Raw genomic sequence first — 18,811 nt, 5'->3', positions numbered from 1 at the left:
CACCACCATGACAACGGCGCACGTCGACGACGGACAGGCCGGCCAGGGGCGGCCCGGCGGTGAAGCCGGGGACGCCGGAGCCGGCGGCGAGGGATACCAGCGAGGCCTGGGAGCCCGCCAGATCCAGATGATCGCCATCGGCGGGGCCATCGGCACCGGTCTCTTCCTCGGCGCGGGCAAGGCCATCGACCGGGCCGGACCCAGCCTCATCCTGGCCTACGTCATCGCGGGTCTGGTCATCTTCTTCATCATGCGGGCCCTGGGCGAACTCCTCATGTACCGCCCGGTCTCCGGCTCCTTCTCGGAGTACGCACGGGAATTCATCAGCCCGTTCTTCGGATTCGTCACCGGGTGGACCTACTGGCTGTTCTGGGTCGTCACCGGAATCACCGAAGTCACCGCCGCGGCCACGTATATGACGTACTGGTGGGACATTCCCCAGTGGCTCTCCGCCCTGGTGTTCACCGTCATTCTCTACGGCGCCAACCTGATCTCCGTGAAGCTCTTCGGCGAGCTGGAGTTCTGGTTCTCCATGGTCAAGGTCACCGCCATCATCGGCATGATCCTGATCTGCGCGGGCGTCCTCACCGTCGGATTCTCCGACGCGGGCGACACCGCGACGGTCGCCAACCTCTGGAACGACGGCGGCTTCTTCCCCAACGGCATCACCGGCACCCTCATGACGCTCCAGATCGTCATGTTCGCCTTCCTCGCCGTGGAACTCGTCGGCGTCACCGCCGGAGAGTCCAAGGACCCCGAGACCGTGCTGCCCAAGGCCATCAACACCGTGCCGTGGCGCATCGCCGTCTTCTACGTCGGCGCGCTGATCATGATCCTCTCGGTCGTCCCGTGGTCCACCTTCAAGCCCGGCGTCTCCCCGTTCGTGAAGGCCTTCGAGGAGATGGGGCTCGGCGTCGGCGCCGCCATCGTCAACTTCGTCGTCCTCACCGCGGCGCTCTCCTCCTGCAACTCCGGCATGTACTCCACCGGCCGCATGCTCCGCGACCTCGCCCTCAACGGCCAGGGCCCCCGCGCCTTCACCCAGCTGACGAAGAACGGCCTGCCGCTGGCCGGCACCACCTTCTCCGCCGCCCTGATGCTCGTCGGCGTCTGGATCAACTACCAGTGGCCGGGCGAGGCGTTCACCTACGTCGTCTCCTTCGCGACCATCTCCGGCATGTGGGCCTGGATCATGATCCTGATCAGCCAGATCCGCTACCGCCGCATGGCCGACGCCGGGCTGCTCCCGCACTCCTCGTTCAAGGCCCCCGGAGCCCCGTACACCAGCTGGTTCGCCCTGCTGTTCATCGGCATGGTCATCGTGATGATGGCGATCGACGAGGACGCCAGGATCTCGCTCTACTGCGCGCCGCTGTGGGCGCTCGTCCTCTTCGTCTCCTACCGGGTCATCCAGGCCCGCACCCCGGACCCGGAGAAGGCCCCCACCGAGACCCGCTGACGCCGGGAACCGGGGCCGCCCCACCGGCCCCGGCCTCCGCGCCGGACCCGGGCGTCCACCGGACCGGCATCGTCACCGACCCCGAGGGCGGGCCCCACGACCGCCCCCTCCCCGGACCGCCACGGCCGCCCCGAAGGCCGAGAGCTGTCCAGCATGCGGGCCCTCGCGTACCACCCACCGGTACGCGAGGGCCCGCCCGCATATCCTGACGCCATGCTGACCATCACCCAGGCGCTCCACGACCAGATCGTCGCGCACGCCCGCGCCGACCACCCCGACGAGGCGTGCGGAGTGGTCGCGGGCCCGGCCGGTACCGACCGCCCCGAGCGCTTCATCCCGATGCTCAACGCCGCCCGCTCGCCCACGTTCTACGAGTTCGACTCCTCCGACCTGCTCAAGCTCTACCGCGAGATGGACGACCGCGACGAGGAGCCGGTGATCGTCTACCACTCGCACACCGCGACCGAGGCGTACCCCTCCCGCACCGACGTCACGTACGCCAACGAGCCCGGCGCCCACTACGTCCTCGTCTCCACCGCCGACACCGACGACGCGGGCCCCTTCCAGTTCCGCTCGTACCGCATCGTGGACGGCGTGATCACGGAGGAAGACGTGCAGGTCGTCGAGGCGTACTGAGCCGACACCTCACGGAGCGGCCGAACGGGTCTGGCACACTGCACCCCAGACCCGAAGACAAGGCGACGGGAACCAGGAAGCCGGTGCGAATCCGGCACGGTCCCGCCACTGTGACCGGGCCCCCTCCCACGCGGACGCCCCCAGGGGCGTTCCGCACCGGAGGGCGGCCCGGAAGTCAGGAACTGGCCCGACGCCTTCCAGCATCGACCAGGGGACGCGGAAATCCCCCGGAGAGGCCCCGCCATGTTCCGGCGCACCCCTGCGCTCATAGCCGCCGCCGTGCTGCTCCCGCTCGCCCTCACCGCCTGCTCCTCCGGGACGGCCGACTCCTCCGGCGGCCCCGCCGCCGGGGACGGGGCGGCGGCGAAGAGCGACGGCTTCCCGTACACCGTCGAGAACTGCGGTGTCACCACCACGTTCCAGGCCCCGCCGAAGCGCGTGGTCACCATGAACCAGCACGTCACCGAGATCATGCTGGAACTGGGCCTCACCGAGTCCCTCGTCGGCACCGCCTACCTCGACGACCAGGTCCTGCCGGAGTACGCGAAGGACTACGCCTCCGTCCCCGTCCTCGCCGAGGAGTACCCCTCCTACGAACAGGTCCTCGCCGCCGCCCCCGACTTCGTCTACGGCGGCTACGGCAGCGCCTTCACCGCCGCCGACGGCCGGGGCCGCGAGGCGTTCGCCAAGGCCGGTGTCGAGACCCGCCTCAACACCGAGAGCTGCACCGAGGGCGACCGGCCCATGGACACCCTCTACGACGAGATCCGCGAGGTCGGCCGCACCTTCGGCGTCCCCGACCGCGCCGAAGCCTGGATCGAGCGGGCCAAGGCCGACAACGCCGCCACCGCGAAGAAGCTGGACGGCGTGAAGCCCGTCTCCGTCTTCGTCTACGACAGCGGCGACAAGACCGCCTTCACCGCGGGCGGCGAGGGCATCGGCAACGAACTGATCGAACGGGCCGGCGGCACCAACGTCTTCGCCGACCTCGACAAGCCCTTCGGCGACGCCTCCTGGGAGAACGTCGTCGCCCGCAAGCCCGAGGTCATCGTGATCTACGACTACGGGACCACCACCGTCGAACAGAAGAAGAAGCGCCTCCTCACCGACCCCGCCCTCGCCGACGTCCCCGCGATCAGGAACAAGCGCTTCGCGGTCATGCCGCTCTCCGACGCGGTCCTCGGCGTCCGCGTCCCCGCCGCCGTCGACAAGCTCGCGGCCCAGCTCCACCCGGCGGGCGAGGCGGCACCCACCCCGTGACCTGCCGCGCCTCCGCACCGCGGCGGCCCCTCGGCTACACCCTGGTGCTCGGCGTTCTCGCCGCGCTCCTCGGCGCCGCCGTGCTCGCCGCCCTCGCCCTCGGCTCCGTCCGCATCCCGCCCGGCCAGGTGATCGACATCCTGACCGGGCGGGCGGAGGCGAGCCCGTTCCGCACGATCGTCCTGGACGTCCGGCTGCCCCGGGTCCTCCTCGGCATCGTCGTCGGCGCCGGACTGGCCGTCATCGGCACCGTCCTCCAGGCCCTCGTCCGCAACCAGCTCGCCGACCCCTTCCTCCTCGGCGTCTCCTCCGGGGCCTCCACCGGCGCGGTCCTGGTCATCGTCCTCGGCATCGGCGCCACCCTCGCCACCACCGTCGCCATCCCGGCCGCCGCCTTCGCCGGAGCGCTGCTCTCCCTGCTGCTCGTCTACACCCTGGCGCGCGGCGGAGGCGGCCTCACCACCAACCGGCTCGTCCTCGCCGGGGTCGCCGTCTCCTACGTCCTCTCCGCCCTGACCAGCCTCATCCTGGTCACCTCCGCGCGCGCCGACCACCTCCAGGAAGTCCTCCACTGGACCCTCGGCGGACTCGGCGCGGCCCGCTGGGACATGCTCGCCCTCCCCGCCATCACCCTGGTCGCCGGTACCGCGGTGCTCCTCACCCTGGCCCGCCCGCTCGACCTGCTCCTGGTGGGGGAGGAGGGCGCGACCGTCCTCGGCCTGGACACCGCCCGCTTCCGCGCCGCCGTCTTCGTCCTCGCCTCCCTGATGACCGGGGTGCTCGTCGCCTACAGCGGAGCGATCGGCTTCGTCGGGCTGATGGTCCCGCACATGGCCCGCATGGCCGTCGGCGCCGCCCACCGCGCGCTCCTCCCCGTCGCCGCCCTCGGCGGCGCGGTGTTCCTGGTCCTCGCCGATCTCGCCGCCCGGACGCTCGCCGCCCCGCAGGACATCCCGGTCGGCGTCCTCACCGCGCTGACCGGCGGCCCGTTCTTCCTCTGGATGCTCCGCCGCCGGCCCGAAGGAGCCCCCGCATGAAGGCGTCACACACCGAGGGAGCCCGCCCGTGACCACCCTGCGCACCGAAGGACTCTCGTACGGGACCGGCCAGGGCCGCCACCTCGTCGACGCCGTCGACCTCACCGCCGCCGACGGCGAGACCGTCGGCCTCGTCGGCCCCAACGGCAGCGGCAAGACCACCCTCCTGCGCTGCGTCTACGGCACCCTGCGCCCCACCCACGGCCGCGTCCTCCTCGACGGCGACGACCTCGCCGCCCTCCCCGTGAAAGCCCGCGCCCAGCGCATCGCCACCGTCCCCCAGGACGGCCAGGCCGGATTCGACCTCACCGTCGGCCAGGTCGTCGCGATGGGCCGCGCCCCGCACAAACGGTTCTGGGAGGCGGACACCGCTGCCGACGCCGGCCTGGTCTCCGAGGCCCTCGCACGGGTCGGCATCGCCGCGCTCGCCCCCCGCACGTTCGCCTCCCTCTCCGGCGGCGAACGCCAGCGGGCCCTGGTCGCCCGCGCCCTGGTCCAGCAGCCCGCGCTCGTCGTCCTGGACGAACCCACCAACCACCTGGACATCCGCTACCAGTTGGAGATCCTCGCCCTGGTCCGCGCCCTGGGCACCACCAACCTCCTCGCCCTGCACGACCTCAACCTCGCCGCCTACTTCTGCGACCGCCTCTACGTCCTCCAGGACGGCCGCGTCGTCGCGTCCGGCACCCCGGAGAAGGTCCTCACGACCGAGCTGCTGCGCGAGGTGTACGGGGTCGCCGCCGAGGTCAGCACCCACCCGGCGACCGGCACCCCCACGGTCGTCTACCTCCCGGAGAGGGCCGACACCCCCACCGTGTCCACATAGCGGTCACTCACCGTCCACCAGGTGGGATCACACTCGGGTTTCCGCACAGGGAATCGATACGATGCCCGCATGGTTCCCCCTGACGTGAGCATCAAGACGCCGGGCACGCTGCTCGTCGCGCGGCTGCACGTCGACCTGTGCAGGCTGTCCAGCGCGATCTGTCGCACCGCAGCCCGCCCGTGAGCCGCCCGGCCTGAGCCGCGGTCCGCGCGCCCACCCACCCGCACCACCCCCGCGCGGGGCAGAAACGCGCGCCCCACGCCACTCCACGCTTTCGACAGGAGCCCACGCCATGGCCATCGAGGTCCGCATCCCGACCATCCTCCGCACCTACACCGACGGCGCGAAGGCCGTCGAAGGCAACGGGGACACCATCGCCGACCTCTTCGCCGACCTGGAGAGCCGCCACACCGGCATCCGTGAGCGACTCGTCGACGGCGCCAACGGCGACCAGCTCCGCCGCTTCGTGAACGTCTACCTCAACGACGAGGACGTCCGCTTCCTCGACGGCATCTCCACCAAGCTCAGCGACGGCGACAACGTCACGATCCTCCCCGCCGTCGCCGGCGGCATGCGCTGATGCGGTACGACTCCCCGCTGGCGGCCGTGGGGAACACCCCCCTCGTCCGCCTCCCGCGGCTGTCCCCCTCCGAGGACGTCCGCATCTGGGCGAAGCTGGAGGACCGCAACCCCACCGGCTCGATCAAGGACCGCCCCGCGCTCCACATGGTCGAACAGGCCGAGAAGGACGGCCGGCTCACCCCCGGCTGCACCATCCTGGAGCCCACCAGCGGCAACACCGGCATCTCGCTCGCCATGGCGGCCAAGCTCAAGGGCTACCGGATCGTGTGCGTCATGCCGGAGAACACCTCGCAGGAACGGCGCGACCTGCTCGCCATGTGGGGAGCCGAGATCATCTCCTCCCCGGCCGCCGGCGGCTCCAACACCGCCGTCCGCGTCGCCAAGGAACTCAGCGCGGAGCACCCGGACTGGGTGATGCTCTACCAGTACGGCAACCCGGACAACGCGGGCGCCCACTACGCCACCACCGGACCCGAGATCCTCACCGACCTCCCGTCCATCACCCACTTCGTCGCGGGCCTCGGCACCACCGGCACCCTCATGGGCGTCGGCCGCTACCTCCGCGAGAACCGCCCCGGCATCCGGATCGTCGCCGCCGAACCCCGGTACGACGACCTGGTCTACGGCCTGCGCAACCTCGACGAGGGCTTCGTCCCCGAGCTCTACGACGCCTCCGTCCTCACCACCCGCTTCTCCGTGGGCTCCGCCGACGCGGTCACCCGCACCCGCGAACTCCTCCAGCAGGAAGGCATCTTCGCGGGCGTCTCCACCGGCGCGGCCCTCCACGCGGCGATCGGCGTGGGCCGCAAGGCCGTCAAGGCCGGAGAGAGCGCCGACATCGTCTTCGTCGTCGCGGACGGCGGCTGGAAGTACCTGTCCACCGGCGTCTACACGGCACCGACCACGGAGGCGGCCATCGAAACCCTCCAGGGCCAGCTCTGGGCGTAGGCCCCGCGCCCACCCCCTCCGGCACCCGGGGAGCGGGGCGAGGGGCGGGGCCCCGGCACCACGGCCCCGCCCTCACCCCGCCCGAGCCCCCGTTCGCCCGCCCCTCACCCCGCCCCGAGCCCCCGTACGCGCTCCCACAGCTCCGCGTCCACCGCCCCCACCCGCCGCCGGAACGCGGCGACCCGCACCTCCCGCAGCTCGTCCGTCTCCAGGAAGCTCTGCCGCCCCTGCCGGTCCCCGACCGTCCCCGCGGGCAGCGCGATCACACCGGGCCGCTCCTCGTGATGCTTACTGGTGATCTTCGCCACCAGCGCCGAACGCCCCCGGCCCCGTCCCCGTACCGAGAGCACCAGACACGGCCGGTCCTTCGACCCCGGCCCGTCCTCGTACGGCACATCGGCCCACCACACCTCACCCGCCCGCGGCGTACGCCCGTCCCCGCGGTCCGCCGGTCCCGACGGCCGCGACGAAGGCCGCGAGGGCCGCGACGGCGGCCGGGTACGGGCCGTCCCCGCCGGCCGGCGCGAACGGGGCCCCCGGTCCGAGCGCCCCCGCCCGTCCACCACCGCCGCCACGAGCGCGAGCAGGACCACGGCGACCAGCGCCACCCACCAGAACGTGTTCATCCCCCGACCGTACCGGCGGCCGGGACACGCACACCCGGACGGACGCGCCGGGCCTCGCGGTGGACGCGCTTCCATCGAACCGGTGACAGAGCAGGTGAGTTCCCCCACAACGGAGGGCAGCGGAGGAGCGACGCGGAGTTCCGCGCCTTACGCTCGACGAACCGCAGAAACAATCCCGCAGGAATTCCACGAAGCTCCGGCGGAATCGCACGAACCCTCCCCGTTCCCGCGCCCCGGAGGTTCACGCTCCATGAAGCTCACCGTCGTCGGCTGCTCCGGCTCGTTCCCCTCCCAGGGTTCGGCATGTTCGAGCTACCTCGTAGAGGCCGACGGCTTCCGGCTGCTCCTCGACATGGGCAACGGTGCCCTCGGCGAGCTGCAGCGCCACGTCGGCCTCTACGACCTCGACGCGATCTTCCTCAGCCATCTGCACGCCGACCACTGCATCGACATGTGCGCGTACTTCGTCGTGCGCTACTACCCGCACGGCGGCGACCGCCCCCGCCCCCTCCCGGTCTACGGCCCCGAGGGCACCGAGCAGCGGCTGACCGCCGCCCACGGCGATACCCCCTCCGACCGGGCGATGAGCGAGGTCTTCGACTTCCACACCCTCAAGCCGGCGGCGTTCGAGATCGGCCCCTTCGCGGTCCGCACGGAGAAGCTCTGCCACCCCGTCGACACCTTCGGCATCCGGATCGAACACGGCGGCTCCTCCCTCACCTACTCCGGCGACACCGGCGCCTGCGAGGCGCTGGAGAACCTCGCACGGGACACCGACCTCTTCCTCTGCGAGGCGTCGTTCGTCGACGGCAAGGAGGACATCCCCGACCTCCACCTCAACGGCCGCGAGGCCGGCGAGGCGGCGGCCCGCGCCGGAGCACGCCGGCTCGTCCTCACCCACATCCCGCCGTGGACGGACGCCGACCGCAACGCCGCCGACGCCCGCGCGGCCTACGCGGGCCCGGTGGAACTGGCCCGTCCGGGCGCGGTGTACGAACTCTGAGCCCCGGCTGCCGCCGCGGGGCCGTTCCGCCGGACCGCCGGGACGTCCCCGTACGACAGGCGGACACGCCGAAGCCCCCGCTCCCCGGGAGACGTCCTCGGGGAGCGGGGGCTTTGTGGCGCGGGCGGGGCGGAGGCTACTTCGCCTCGGCCTTCCGCAGCTCGGCCAGCTCCTCGTCCGACTCCCGGCCCGGGGTCGGGAGGTTGAACCTGGTGATCGCGAAGCGGAAGAGCACGTAGTAGACCGCCGCGAAGCAGAGGCCGACCAGGACCAGCAGCCACGGCTTGGTGGCGATGCCCAGGTTGAGGCCGAAGTCGACGAGACCGGCCGAGAACCCGAAGCCGTCCTTCATCCCGAGCGCCCAGGTCAGGGCCATCGACACACCGGTCAGCACCGCGTGGATCGCGTACAGCACCGGGGCGACGAACATGAACGTGAACTCGATCGGCTCGGTCACACCGGTGACGAACGAGGTCAGCGCGAGGGAGAACATCATGCCGCCGACGACCTTGCGGCGCTCCGGGCGGGCACAGTGGACGATCGCGAGGCAGGCCGCCGGAAGGGCGAACATCATGATCGGGAAGAAGCCGGTCATGAACTGCCCGGCGCTCGGGTCGCCTTCCAGGAAGCGGGCGATGTCGCCGTTCTTGCCGTTGTACTCGCCCGCCTGGAACCACGGGAAGGAGTTCAGCAGGTGGTGCATGCCGACCGGGATCAGCGCACGGTTGGCGACACCGAAGATGCCCGCGCCGACCGCGCCGGAACCGACCAGCCACTCACCGAAGTTGTGCAGACCGGAGCCGAGGACCGGCCAGATCAGACCGAAGACGATGCCGATGACCAGACCCGCGAGGGCGGAGAGGATCGGGACCAGACGGCGGCCGCTGAAGAAGCCCGCCCAGTCGGGCAGCTTCGTCCGGTAGAACTTCTGGTAGAGCAGGGCCACCACGAGGCCCATCACGACACCGCCGAGGACCTTGGCGTCCACCGGCGCCTCGTTCATGACGATCTTGCCGTCGACGACCTCGGCGACCTTCTTCAGGTTCGGGTCCGTGAACGTGGCCAGCACGTTCTTGAAGACCAGGTAGCCGGTGACGGCCGCGAGGGCGGTGGAGCCGTCCGACTTCTTCGCGTAGCCGATCGCGATGCCGACGGCGAACAGCAGCGCCATGTTCTCGAGGAGGGCGTTGCCGCCCGCGGCCATGTAGCCGGCGAGCTTCGTGACGAAGGTCGGGAACGACGGGCGGCCCAGCATGTCGTCGGCACCGAGGCGGACCAGGAGCGCGGCGGCCGGCAGCACGGCGACCGGCAGCATGAGGCTGCGGCCGATGCGCTGCATGACGGCCATCGCGCCGGCGCCCTTCTTCTTCTCGGCCGCGGGTGCGGTCTCAGCCGTGGTCATCAACTTCCTCCAGGGGACGCGGTGCCGCCCGGGTCGTTGATGAGGGGAGGCGGCGACGACTCGACAGACGGCGGCAGACAGCCGTGGTCTGGACCACTCAGTGGTGTAGACCAGTTTTAGCACGGTGAGGGTTAGATAAGGAACCTTCAATTCCCTCCTTGATTCGCAGTAGCAGATCCAGCACGTTCGGTGAGATGACGAAGGCCCCCGGACCAGATGGTCCGGGGGCCTTCGTCGGGCCGTGCGAGCCGGGCTCGAAGCCTGGCTGGGCTGCGCTTCCGCGCTACTTGGTGAGGTCCTTCTCCATCTCCTTCTCGATTTCCTCCGGTTCGCGCCCCGGTGTCTTGAGGTCGAACTTGGTGATCGCGAAGCGGAAGATCACGTAGTACACGACGGCGAAGCACAGGCCGATCGGGATGATCAGCCACGGTTTCGTGTCCAGATGCCAGTTGACGACGTAGTCGATCAACCCGGCCGAGAAGCTGAACCCCGCGTGCACCCCCAGCAGCCAGGTGATGCCCATCGACGCCCCGGTGAGCACCGCGTGCGTGCCGTACAGCAGCGGCGCGACGAACATGAACGAGAACTCCAGCGGCTCGGTCACCCCCGTCACGAGCGAGGTCAGTGCCGCCGACAGCATCAGTCCCCCCACCTCCTTGCGGCGCTCGGGTCGCGCGCAGTGGGTGATGGCCAGCGCGGCGGCGGGCAGACCGAACATCATGATCGGGAAGAAGCCCGAGGTGAACTGGCCCGCCGACGGGTCCCCCGCGAGGAACCGGGAGATGTCGCCCTGCACGGTCTGACCGTCCGCCCCGGCGAACTCGCCCGCCTGGAACCAGAAGAACGTGTTCAGGAACTGGTGCATACCGATCGGGATCAGCAGCCGGTTGGCGAAGCCGAAGATCGCCGCACCCCACGAGCCGAGGTCGATCAGCTGCTTGGAGAGCCAGGTCAGCCCGTCGCCCACCGGCTGCCACAGCAGCCCGAACAGGACGCCCAGGACCACGCAGAGGAACGCCATCAGGATCGGCACCAGGCGCCGCCCGTTGAAGAACCCGAGCCAGTCCACCAGCTTGGTCCGGTGGTAGCGCTGCCACACGACGGCGGTCAGCAGGCCGATCAGGATGCCGCCGAGCACGCCCGGGTTCTGCGGTTCGCCGTCCGGCAGCTCGGCGGTCACCGTGCCGTCCATCGGGAAGGCCGTCAGCACCCCCCGGTAGACCAGGAAGCCGACCACGGCCGCCAGCGCGGTGGAGCCGTCCGCCTTCTTCGCGAACCCGATCGCCACGCCGATGCAGAACAGCAGGGGCAGGCCCAGCTCGCCGTCGAGGATCGCGCCGCCGCCGTTGAGCAGGACCTTGGAGGTCTTGTCCCAGAAAGAGCCGTGCAGATAGGAGCCGAAGAGGTTGCCGAGGCTGACGAGCAGACCGGCGGCGGGGAGGACGGCCACCGGGAGCTGGAGGCTCCGCCCGACCTTCTGCAGGCCCTGGACCGGTCCGTTCCACCATTTCTGCTGCGGTGCTGCCGCAGCGGCGCTCGAACTCATGGGCGTCCTCCCGGAACACTTCACGTTTGGCGGTCGTTGCAAACTGGTGTAGACCAGTTGCGTCACGGTCCGGAGTCCGTGCCGGAAGGCGGGGCACCGGTGATCGTCATCTTTCGGGATGGTCCGGTTACCCGCCCGTGAAGTTGGGCCAACCGTGCGTTACCGTGACGAAACGGACCCGCAGCGGGCGGCCGTCTGCGCGTGAAACAGGGAGAAGGACATGGCCACCAAGGCTGAGAAGATCGTCGCCGGGCTCGGCGGCATCGACAACATCGACGAGATCGAAGGCTGCATCACCCGCCTCCGCACCGAGGTCCACGACCCCAGCAAGGTCGACGAAGCCGCCCTCAAGGCCGCCGGCGCCCACGGCGTCGTCAAGATGGGCACCGCGATCCAGGTCGTCATCGGCACCGACGCCGACCCCATCGCCGCCGACATCGAAGACATGATGTGACCGGCTGACCTCCGCCGGACCCCACGGGCCCTGCCCTCCCGCCCCGGAGGCCGGGGCCCGCGCCGTACCCCCACGACCGGACCACGTACGACTCCGGCGCCGGAACACGTACGGGTCCGGCCCCGTTGCGCGTACGACTCCGGCGGCGGGGCACGGGGGACTCCGGCGGTGGGGCACCGAGGAGCGGGTCGGCGCACCCGAACGGAGCCACCCCCGCCAACGGATAAAGTCGGCCCCATGTCTCGCATCGACGGCCGCACCCCCGACCAGCTCCGACCCGTCACCATCGAACGCAACTGGAGCAAGCACGCCGAAGGCTCCGTCCTCATCTCCTTCGGCGACACCAGAGTCCTCTGCACCGCCTCCGTCACCGAAGGCGTCCCGCGCTGGCGCAAGGGCAGCGGCGAGGGCTGGGTCACCGCCGAGTACGCCATGCTGCCCCGCTCCACCAACACCCGCGGCGACCGCGAAGCCGTACGCGGCAAGATCGGCGGCCGCACCCACGAGATCAGCCGCCTGATCGGCCGCTCCCTGCGCGCCGTCATCGACTACAAGGCCCTCGGCGAGAACACCGTCGTCCTGGACTGCGACGTCCTCCAGGCCGACGGAGGCACCCGCACGGCCGCCATCACCGGCGCCTACGTCGCCCTCGCCGACGCCATCGCCTGGGCCCAGGGCAAGAAGATCGTCAAGGCCGGCCGGAAGCCCCTCACCGACACCGTCGCCGCCATCAGCGTCGGCATCGTCGACGGCACCCCGCTCCTCGACCTCTGCTACGAGGAGGACGTCCGCGCCGAGACCGACATGAACGTCGTCTGCACCGGCGACGGCCGCTTCGTCGAGGTCCAGGGCACCGCCGAGGGCGCACCCTTCGACCGCAAGGAACTCGGCGCGCTCCTCGACCTCGCCACCGCGGGCTGCGTGGACCTCGCCGCGCTCCAGCGCGAAGCGCTCTCGACCACGCGCGACGCGTAGCGACCCACCCCTCTCGGGTGAAGAAGCAACCGAACACGCACCACAGAGCGTCGTTACGAGCACGGGCGCACGGGTCGAACCGTGCGTCCGTCCACGTACCGACCCCCGGGGAGGGACCGCATCATGGCCTCGCGCCGCCACCAACGCATCGCACTCGCCACCGCCGCCACCCTGCTGACGCTCACCACCGCCGTGGGCTGCGCCGGCCTCGACAAGGCGCTCGACTGCGTCCGCACCGCCGACGCCATCGCCACCAGCGTGGGCAACCTCCAGCAGGCCGTCTCCAACGCCTCCGAGGACATCACCCGGGCGTCCGAGTCCCTGGACGAGATCGACCGCGAGCTGAAGAAGCTCGGCGACACCACGGACAACGCCGACCTCTCCAAGGCCGTCGACGACCTCCAGACGGGCGTCAAGGAGGTCCGCACGTCCCTCGAGGCCGGCGACGCCACCCCCGACATCACCCCGGTGACGGACGCGGCCACGGAGATCGGCAAGGTCTGCAGCCCGTAGGGACGGCGGGGCGAGGGGCCGGGCCGGCCCGAGCGGCGGCCCGGCGATAATCGCCCCATGAAGCGCCTGATCCTCGCCACCCGCAACGCCGGGAAAATCACCGAACTGCACGCCATCCTCGCCGACGCGGGACTCGACCTCGACCTCGTCGGCGCGGACGCGTACCCCGACATCCCCGACGTCAAGGAGACCGGCGTCACCTTCGCCGAGAACGCGCTCCTCAAGGCCCACGCCCTGGCCCGCGCCACCGGCCACCCCGCCGTCGCCGACGACTCCGGCCTCTGCGTGGACGTCCTCGGCGGCGCCCCCGGCATCTTCTCGGCCCGCTGGTCCGGCACCCACGGCGACGACGAGGCCAACCTGAACCTGCTCCTGGCCCAGCTCGGCGACATCGACACCCCCCACCGGGGCGCGTACTTCGCCTGCGCCGCCGCCCTGGCCCTCCCGGACGGCACGGAACGCGTGGTCGAGGGCCGCCTGAACGGCATCCTCCGCACCGCCCCGTCCGGCGGGAACGGCTTCGGCTACGACCCGATCCTCCAGCCCGAGGGCGAGACCCGTACCTGCGCGGAACTGACCCCGGCCGAGAAGAACGCGATCAGCCACCGCGGCAAGGCGTTCCGGGCGCTGGTGCCGGTGGTGCGGGAACTGGTGGGGTGACAGGGAGACAGGGCGGCTGCTCCCTTCGAAATGAAGGTCACAGCCGCCCTGTACCTGTGGGCCCGGTGGGACTCGAACCCACGACACACCGGACCTAAACCGGCGCCCTCTAGGCCAGCTGGGGTACGGACCCGCGCGCACCACTCTACTGTGCGAGGCCGCGGCGATTCGAGAAGGTTGGTGTCTGGCTGTGGCATGAGGGACACAGGTAACGGAGGTTCTCCCGGCGGTTGTCGAGCCGGTCGCCGTTGATGTGGTCGATCTCCAGGACGAGTCGTCTACCTCGCCAGGTATCTCCGGTGCCGCACTTCACGCAGGCCCGAGGAACCCCGACCTCGTCCAGGGCCCGTCGTAATCGAGCCGTCTTCGTCCGAGAGGCTCCGGCGTCCGGACGGCGGAGTATCTCCGCCGCGGACATGCGGTTCGGTGAGCGCGTTCCGCGGCTGTGCCCTTGTCCGGTGAAGTGCTCCACTGACAAGCCGTACGCTTCGATGTCCCGCTTCACCCGCGCGCGGGCGGCGTTGCTCTTGTCGTTCAGGCCCAGGGCTCTCAGGACTCCGGCCAGGCTGTGGGACGCGGCGACCGCTCGTGACAGGTCGGCGCGCGGAGTCCGGGCCGTTCCGTACCGGCGGCCACTGGTGAAGTGGGACGTGTCGATGCCGAGCCGGTCCATTCTCGCGCGCAGGTAGCCGTAGGGACTGTCGGCCGGTGGAAGGCCCATGTACGTGAACATCTCCCGGATGCTCCGTGAGCGCGAAGCGGCTTCGGCAAGGAGTTCACACGGATAGGCGCAACGCTCTCGCGGCGGGAGGTCTTCCTCCACGAAGTGGGATGTGTCGACTCCGTAGTGCGCGAGCCGCTGTCGTACGTATCGCAGTGTCCGGCTGCCCAAAGGGGCGCCGAGCCGGCGCAGGAGATCGACGAGGCTGGTCGATTCCGAGGCTGCCCGCGCCAGCAGTTCCGGGGGGTAGGCGGCGCTCACGGCGCGCTCCTGCGCTTGCGGCCCCGATAGGTGTCGGTCGCCGCGTGGCAGTTGGGACAGAGGAGGCGCAGATTCTCCGGACGGTTGTCCCACCAGTCACCGTTGACGTGGTCCACTTCGAGCCGGAGCGGTTGCCCCAGCCATTCACCGGTGTTGCCGCATTCGGCGCATGTGTCCTCGACTCCTCGCCGGACGAGCTCTCTGCGGAGCCGGACGCCGGAGACTCTGCCGTCCGCGGGCGTACGGAGAGTCAGACGGTCTCCGGTCGAGCGTGTGGACCGTCGCCCGCCGGACGACACCGCGGTGAAGTGGGACGTGTCGATGCGCAGAGCGCTGATGCGGCTGCTGATGTGGGCGTGGTTACCGCCTACCGGGCTGATGCCCAACCCCCGTACGACGTCGGCGACGCTGGTGGAGCGCGCGACCAACGCGCGCAGCCTCTCTTCCGTGTGGCGCACTCGTGTGCTGGTGAAGTGCGTGATGTCCACACCCGCCTCCGCCATCTTCTTGCGCAGATAGCTCCGGCTTCCAGGTGTCGGTTTCCCGCCGCACCACAGCACCGCATCGGTGGCGTTCGTCGTCATGCGCGCCGCTTCCTCCAGCAGCTCGCGCGTGTAGCGAACCATCCCCATCCCCTCCGATCCCCGCCGCGCATGCGTTCGCGGCCTCGTACGGAGTAACGAACCGGTTATCGGACAGTCACGCCCGAAAAACGGAGCAGCGCGTTCCATGGCGGGCCGTTCCGTCGAGTCCGTCGGGGAATCCGGGGGAGGGGAGGCGGGAGGGGTCAGAACTTCGGCTCCGGCGCCTGGGCCTGGATGAGTTCCGCGGCCTCCTCGTCCGTCTCCACCGACGGCGGGGAGCCGATCAGCGGTTGCTGGGCGGTCTCCTTCATGCAGGCGACCGCGATCACACCGACCAGGGCCGCGGCCATCGCGTAGTACGCCGGCATCAGGTTGGAGCCGGTCCAGCTGATCAGGGCCGTGATCACCAGCGGGGTCGTGCCGCCGAAGATCGAGGCGGAGAGGTTGTAGCCGACCGACAGGGACCCGTAGCGCACGTGGGTCGGGAAGAGGGCCGGGAGCGCCGCGGACATGGTGCCGAGCATGCAGACCAGGGAGAGGCCCAGCATCAGCATGCCGATCGTGATCGGGAGGATGCCGTCGACCCGGATGAGAAGGAACGCGGGGAGCGAGAGGAAGAGGAAGCCCAGCATGCCGGTCATCAGCAGCGGCTTGCGGCCGAAGCGGTCGGAGAGCTTGCCGACCTGGCTGATGATCAGCATCAGGAACACCATCACGGCCAGCAGGATCAGCAGCCCGTGCGTCTCGCTGTAGCCCAGCTCGTCGGAGAGGTACGTCGGCATGTACGACAGCAGCATGTAGTCGGTGATGTTGTACGCGCCGACCAGGCAGATGCAGAGGATCAGCGTCGGCCAGTACTGCCGGAAGATCTTCGCGAGGTCGCCCTTGGCCGTGGCCTCGACGCCGTCCGCCGCCTCCGACGCGTGCGCGGTCCCGCCCTCCAGCTTCTGGAAGGCCGGGGTCTCGTCCAGCTTCAGTCGCAGGTAGAGACCGACCAGGCCCAGCGGGCCCGCGACGAGGAACGGGATCCTCCACCCCCAGGCTTCCATCTGGGCGTCGGTCAGCAAGGCGTACAGGGCGGTGACGAGGCCCGCCGCGCCGACGTAGCCGGCCAGGGTGCCGAACTCCAGGAAGCTGCCGTAGAAACCGCGCCGCTTGTCGGGGGCGTACTCGGCGATGAACGTCGAGGCGCCGCCGTACTCACCGCCCGTCGAGAAGCCCTGGAGCATGCGGAAGAAGATCAGCAGCACCGCGGCCCAGACGCCGATCGTGGCGTGCGAGGGGATCAGACCGATGGCGAACGTGCCGATCGCCATCAGGATCATCGTCAGCGCGAGGACCTTCTTGCGGCCGAGCTTGTCGCCCATGGGGCCGAAGAACATGCCGCCCAGCGGGCGTACGAGGAAGGCCACCGCGAAGGTCGCGAAGGAGGAGAGCAGCTGGGTGGTCTCGTTCCCGGAAGGGAAGAAGACGTGCCCGATCGTGACGGCGAGGTAGGAGTAGATGCCGAAGTCGAACCACTCCATGGCGTTGCCGAGCGAGGCGGCTTTCACGGCCCGCTTGACCGCGGCGTCGTCCGTGACCGTGATGTCCGTCCGGCGCAGCGGCGGGTTCCGCCGCTTCCGGATGGCCCGGAAGAGCGTGGGGTGGCGTTTGACCGCTTCGGGGTCGGCCGCCTGGTGGGGGTCGGGGGCCGCCATGGCCGGGTCCTTTCCTCGGAGGGTGTTCCAGGAAAGGCTTCTGCGCGGAGATGGCGGCCGCAAACCGACTTCGTGGGGCTGTGCGATCTCCCTCACACGATCTCGACAGGTTCTCCGGTCCGGAGAAGGTGTCGGGACCGTGTGGGGGAGGGGCGGGCTCGGGGTGCGGTCAGATGCCCAGGTCCCTGATGATCTTGGCCACGTGGCCGGTCGCCTTCACGTTGTAGAACGCGTGCTCGACCTTGCCGTCCTCGTCGACGACGACGGTGGAGCGGATCACGCCCGTCACCACTTTGCCGTAGAGCTTCTTCTCGCCGAAGGCGCCGTACGCCTCCAAAGTTTCCTTGGCCGGGTCGCCCACCAGGGTGACCTTGAGGTTCTCCGTGTCGCGGAACTTCGCGAGCTTCTCCGGCTTGTCGGGGGAGATGCCGATGACGTCGTACCCGGCGGCGGCCAGGACGTCGAGATTGTCGGTGAAGTCGCAGGCCTGCTTGGTGCATCCGGGGGTGAGGGCCGCCGGGTAGAAGTACACGATGACCTTGCGGCCCTTGTGGTCCGCGAGCGACACCTCGTTGCCGTCGGCGTCGGGAAGGGTGAAGGCGGGAGCGGTGTCGCCGGGCTTCAGTCGCTCGCTCATCTGGTTCTCCTCGGGTGGTGCACGGGTCGGACGGGACCGAGGGTAATAGGGGTGCCGCCGGGTGTGCGGGCGTTCGAGCTGACAGACTGTCGACGAAGGATCCAGACGAAGGTTTACCGGACGACGACCACGGAGGCGGCGCAGTGTCGGATGCCAGGACCCCTGCGCAGATCGAGGCGGACATCATCAGCAGGCGTAAGCAGCTCGCTGTGGTGCTCGACGAGATCGGGGTGCGCGTACACCCGAAGACGATCATCACCGACGCCAAGGCGAAGGCGGCCCAGACCGTGGACCGGACGGCCGGCCGCGCCTTCGTCGCGGTGAACCGTTCGGTGTCGGAGGTGAAGGCGCAGTTCGTCGCGGAGGACGGCTCGCCGCGGCTGGAGCGCGTGATTCCCGCGGCGCTGCTGGTGGTCGGCGTGGTGGGGCTGATCACCGTGTCGAAGCGCCGCGGGAAGTGAGCGTTCCCCGGACGGGGCCGCACCGGGCGGGAGCCGGACCGGTCCGGCTCCCGCTGTCCGTATGCCTCCGGGTGCCCCCGGAGGCATACGGTCCGGGGTGCGGCAGGTAGGTTGCGGGCGTGAGCGAGAACACCGACGGCACCCTGCACGACGACAAGCTGCCCATCCGGATGCTGCACGACCGGGTACTGGTGCGGAACGACACGGCCGAGGGCGAGCGGCGCTCCGGCGGCGGCATCCTGATCCCGGCGACGGCGGCGGTGGGCCGGCGGCTCGCCTGGGCGGTCGTGGTCGCGGTCGGGCAGAACGTGCGGACGGTGGAGCCCGGCGACCGGGTGCTGTACGACCCCGAGGACCGTGCGGAGGTCGAGGTGCGGGGCGTGGCGTACGTGCTGATGCGGGAGCGCGATCTGCATGCCGTGGCCGCCGACCGGTTCGAGGGTTCGGTGGACTCGACGGGGCTGTATCTGTAGGCATCCGTAGGCGGCATCCGTAGTCGGCGTGCGCGCCGGTCGGTGTC

The 18,811-nt window shown here is 70.3% G+C and carries 22 protein-coding genes, 1 tRNA gene and 1 riboswitch; of the genes, 15 read left to right on the top strand and 8 right to left on the bottom strand.

What is annotated here, in order from left to right; translation table 11 throughout:
* Positions 1-7 precede the first annotated feature (7 nt).
* From QFZ71_RS10150 to QFZ71_RS10120, 8 genes are all read left to right on the top strand, one after another.
* Positions 8-1,459: an amino acid permease gene (locus QFZ71_RS10150; RefSeq protein WP_307667933.1), complete on the top strand. Its 1,452-nt coding sequence runs from the start codon at positions 8-10 to the stop codon at positions 1,457-1,459.
* A gap of 213 nt (positions 1,460-1,672) precedes the next feature.
* Positions 1,673-2,095 carry a M67 family metallopeptidase gene (locus QFZ71_RS10145; RefSeq protein ID WP_307667932.1) on the top strand — a complete coding sequence of 141 codons (423 nt, stop codon included), beginning with the start codon at positions 1,673-1,675 and terminating at the stop codon, positions 2,093-2,095.
* 70 nt (positions 2,096-2,165) lie between these two features.
* Positions 2,166-2,280, top strand: a riboswitch (cobalamin riboswitch).
* Between the two features lie 58 nt (positions 2,281-2,338).
* Complete coding sequence (locus tag QFZ71_RS10140) at positions 2,339-3,355, top strand: ABC transporter substrate-binding protein (protein ID WP_307667931.1); 1,017 nt, start codon at positions 2,339-2,341, stop codon at positions 3,353-3,355.
* Entirely contained in the window at positions 3,352-4,392 is a 1,041-nt protein-coding gene (locus QFZ71_RS10135) for an iron ABC transporter permease (protein ID WP_307667930.1), read from the top strand. The genes QFZ71_RS10140 and QFZ71_RS10135 overlap by 4 nt, the downstream gene beginning before the upstream one ends.
* 28 nt (positions 4,393-4,420) lie before the next feature.
* Positions 4,421-5,218, top strand: coding sequence for an ABC transporter ATP-binding protein (locus QFZ71_RS10130; RefSeq protein ID WP_307667929.1), 798 nt, complete (start codon positions 4,421-4,423; stop codon positions 5,216-5,218).
* A gap of 69 nt (positions 5,219-5,287) precedes the next feature.
* Positions 5,288-5,401, top strand: a complete 114-nt coding sequence (locus tag QFZ71_RS30445; RefSeq protein WP_373465098.1) for a putative leader peptide — start codon at positions 5,288-5,290, stop codon at positions 5,399-5,401.
* 109 nt (positions 5,402-5,510) lie between these two features.
* Entirely contained in the window at positions 5,511-5,798 is a 288-nt protein-coding gene (locus tag QFZ71_RS10125; protein ID WP_307667928.1) for a MoaD/ThiS family protein, read from the top strand.
* On the top strand, positions 5,798-6,748 hold the full coding sequence (locus QFZ71_RS10120) for a PLP-dependent cysteine synthase family protein (protein ID WP_228991604.1): 951 nt from the start codon (positions 5,798-5,800) through the stop codon (positions 6,746-6,748). The genes QFZ71_RS10125 and QFZ71_RS10120 overlap by 1 nt, the downstream gene beginning before the upstream one ends.
* 104 nt (positions 6,749-6,852) lie before the next feature.
* On the opposite strand, the gene QFZ71_RS10115 is transcribed toward QFZ71_RS10120, so the two are convergent.
* A complete protein-coding gene (locus QFZ71_RS10115) occupies positions 6,853-7,374 on the bottom strand; it encodes a type II toxin-antitoxin system PemK/MazF family toxin (protein WP_307667927.1) in 522 nt (173 codons plus the stop codon).
* Positions 7,375-7,624: 250 nt separating this feature from the next.
* Here QFZ71_RS10115 and QFZ71_RS10110 point away from each other — a divergent pair, with 250 nt between their 5' ends.
* Positions 7,625-8,377, top strand: coding sequence for an MBL fold metallo-hydrolase (locus tag QFZ71_RS10110; RefSeq protein ID WP_307667926.1), 753 nt, complete (start codon positions 7,625-7,627; stop codon positions 8,375-8,377).
* Between the two features lie 136 nt (positions 8,378-8,513).
* Here the strand turns inward: QFZ71_RS10110 and QFZ71_RS10105 are convergent, their stop codons facing one another.
* Together QFZ71_RS10105 and QFZ71_RS10100 are read right to left on the bottom strand one after the other, a co-directional pair.
* Positions 8,514-9,779, bottom strand: coding sequence for a PTS transporter subunit EIIC (locus QFZ71_RS10105; RefSeq protein WP_307667925.1), 1,266 nt, complete (start codon positions 9,777-9,779; stop codon positions 8,514-8,516).
* A 283-nt stretch (positions 9,780-10,062) separates the two neighbouring features.
* On the bottom strand, positions 10,063-11,325 hold the full coding sequence (locus QFZ71_RS10100; RefSeq protein ID WP_307667924.1) for a PTS transporter subunit EIIC: 1,263 nt from the start codon (positions 11,323-11,325) through the stop codon (positions 10,063-10,065).
* A 220-nt stretch (positions 11,326-11,545) separates the two neighbouring features.
* Between QFZ71_RS10100 and QFZ71_RS10095 the strand changes: the two genes are divergently transcribed.
* The 4 genes from QFZ71_RS10095 to rdgB all read left to right on the top strand — a co-directional run bounded on the left by QFZ71_RS10095 (position 11,546) and on the right by rdgB (position 13,927).
* Complete coding sequence (locus tag QFZ71_RS10095) at positions 11,546-11,779, top strand: glucose PTS transporter subunit EIIB (protein ID WP_010062050.1); 234 nt, start codon at positions 11,546-11,548, stop codon at positions 11,777-11,779.
* A gap of 237 nt (positions 11,780-12,016) precedes the next feature.
* Positions 12,017-12,754 carry a ribonuclease PH gene (gene rph / locus QFZ71_RS10090; RefSeq protein ID WP_307667923.1) on the top strand — a complete coding sequence of 246 codons (738 nt, stop codon included), beginning with the start codon at positions 12,017-12,019 and terminating at the stop codon, positions 12,752-12,754.
* Between the two features lie 123 nt (positions 12,755-12,877).
* Positions 12,878-13,267: a hypothetical protein gene (locus tag QFZ71_RS10085; RefSeq protein ID WP_307667922.1), complete on the top strand. Its 390-nt coding sequence runs from the start codon at positions 12,878-12,880 to the stop codon at positions 13,265-13,267.
* Between the two features lie 57 nt (positions 13,268-13,324).
* Positions 13,325-13,927 carry an RdgB/HAM1 family non-canonical purine NTP pyrophosphatase gene (rdgB, locus tag QFZ71_RS10080; RefSeq protein ID WP_307667921.1) on the top strand — a complete coding sequence of 201 codons (603 nt, stop codon included), beginning with the start codon at positions 13,325-13,327 and terminating at the stop codon, positions 13,925-13,927.
* Positions 13,928-13,984: 57 nt separating this feature from the next.
* Here the strand turns inward: rdgB and QFZ71_RS10075 are convergent.
* From QFZ71_RS10075 to bcp, 5 genes are all read right to left on the bottom strand, one after another.
* Positions 13,985-14,060: transfer RNA gene (locus QFZ71_RS10075), tRNA-Leu, on the bottom strand.
* 12 nt (positions 14,061-14,072) lie between these two features.
* Positions 14,073-14,909 (bottom strand): HNH endonuclease signature motif containing protein, encoded by an 837-nt coding sequence (locus QFZ71_RS10070; RefSeq protein ID WP_307667920.1) that lies wholly within the window; start codon positions 14,907-14,909, stop codon positions 14,073-14,075.
* Positions 14,906-15,541, bottom strand: a complete 636-nt coding sequence (locus QFZ71_RS10065; protein ID WP_307667919.1) for an HNH endonuclease — start codon at positions 15,539-15,541, stop codon at positions 14,906-14,908. Before QFZ71_RS10065 ends, QFZ71_RS10070 begins: the two co-directional genes overlap by 4 nt.
* A 155-nt stretch (positions 15,542-15,696) precedes the next feature.
* Entirely contained in the window at positions 15,697-17,193 is a 1,497-nt protein-coding gene (proP, locus tag QFZ71_RS10060) for a glycine betaine/L-proline transporter ProP (RefSeq protein ID WP_307667918.1), read from the bottom strand.
* Between the two features lie 169 nt (positions 17,194-17,362).
* Positions 17,363-17,830, bottom strand: a complete 468-nt coding sequence (gene bcp / locus QFZ71_RS10055) for a thioredoxin-dependent thiol peroxidase (protein ID WP_307667917.1) — start codon at positions 17,828-17,830, stop codon at positions 17,363-17,365.
* A 143-nt stretch (positions 17,831-17,973) separates the two neighbouring features.
* On the opposite strand from bcp, the gene QFZ71_RS10050 reads away from it, so the two are divergent.
* Together QFZ71_RS10050 and QFZ71_RS10045 are read left to right on the top strand one after the other, a co-directional pair.
* A complete protein-coding gene (locus QFZ71_RS10050) occupies positions 17,974-18,291 on the top strand; it encodes a DUF3618 domain-containing protein (RefSeq protein WP_307667916.1) in 318 nt (105 codons plus the stop codon).
* Between the two features lie 170 nt (positions 18,292-18,461).
* Positions 18,462-18,764, top strand: a complete 303-nt coding sequence (locus QFZ71_RS10045; RefSeq protein WP_043974418.1) for a co-chaperone GroES — start codon at positions 18,462-18,464, stop codon at positions 18,762-18,764.
* Positions 18,765-18,811: the final 47 nt, after the last annotated feature.

It is taken from the genome of Streptomyces sp. V2I9 (assembly GCF_030817475.1).
Lineage (GTDB): Bacteria > Actinomycetota > Actinomycetes > Streptomycetales > Streptomycetaceae > Streptomyces.
The sequence above is the reverse complement of the archived record's forward strand: the minus strand, read 5'-3'. Positions and strand labels throughout refer to the sequence as shown.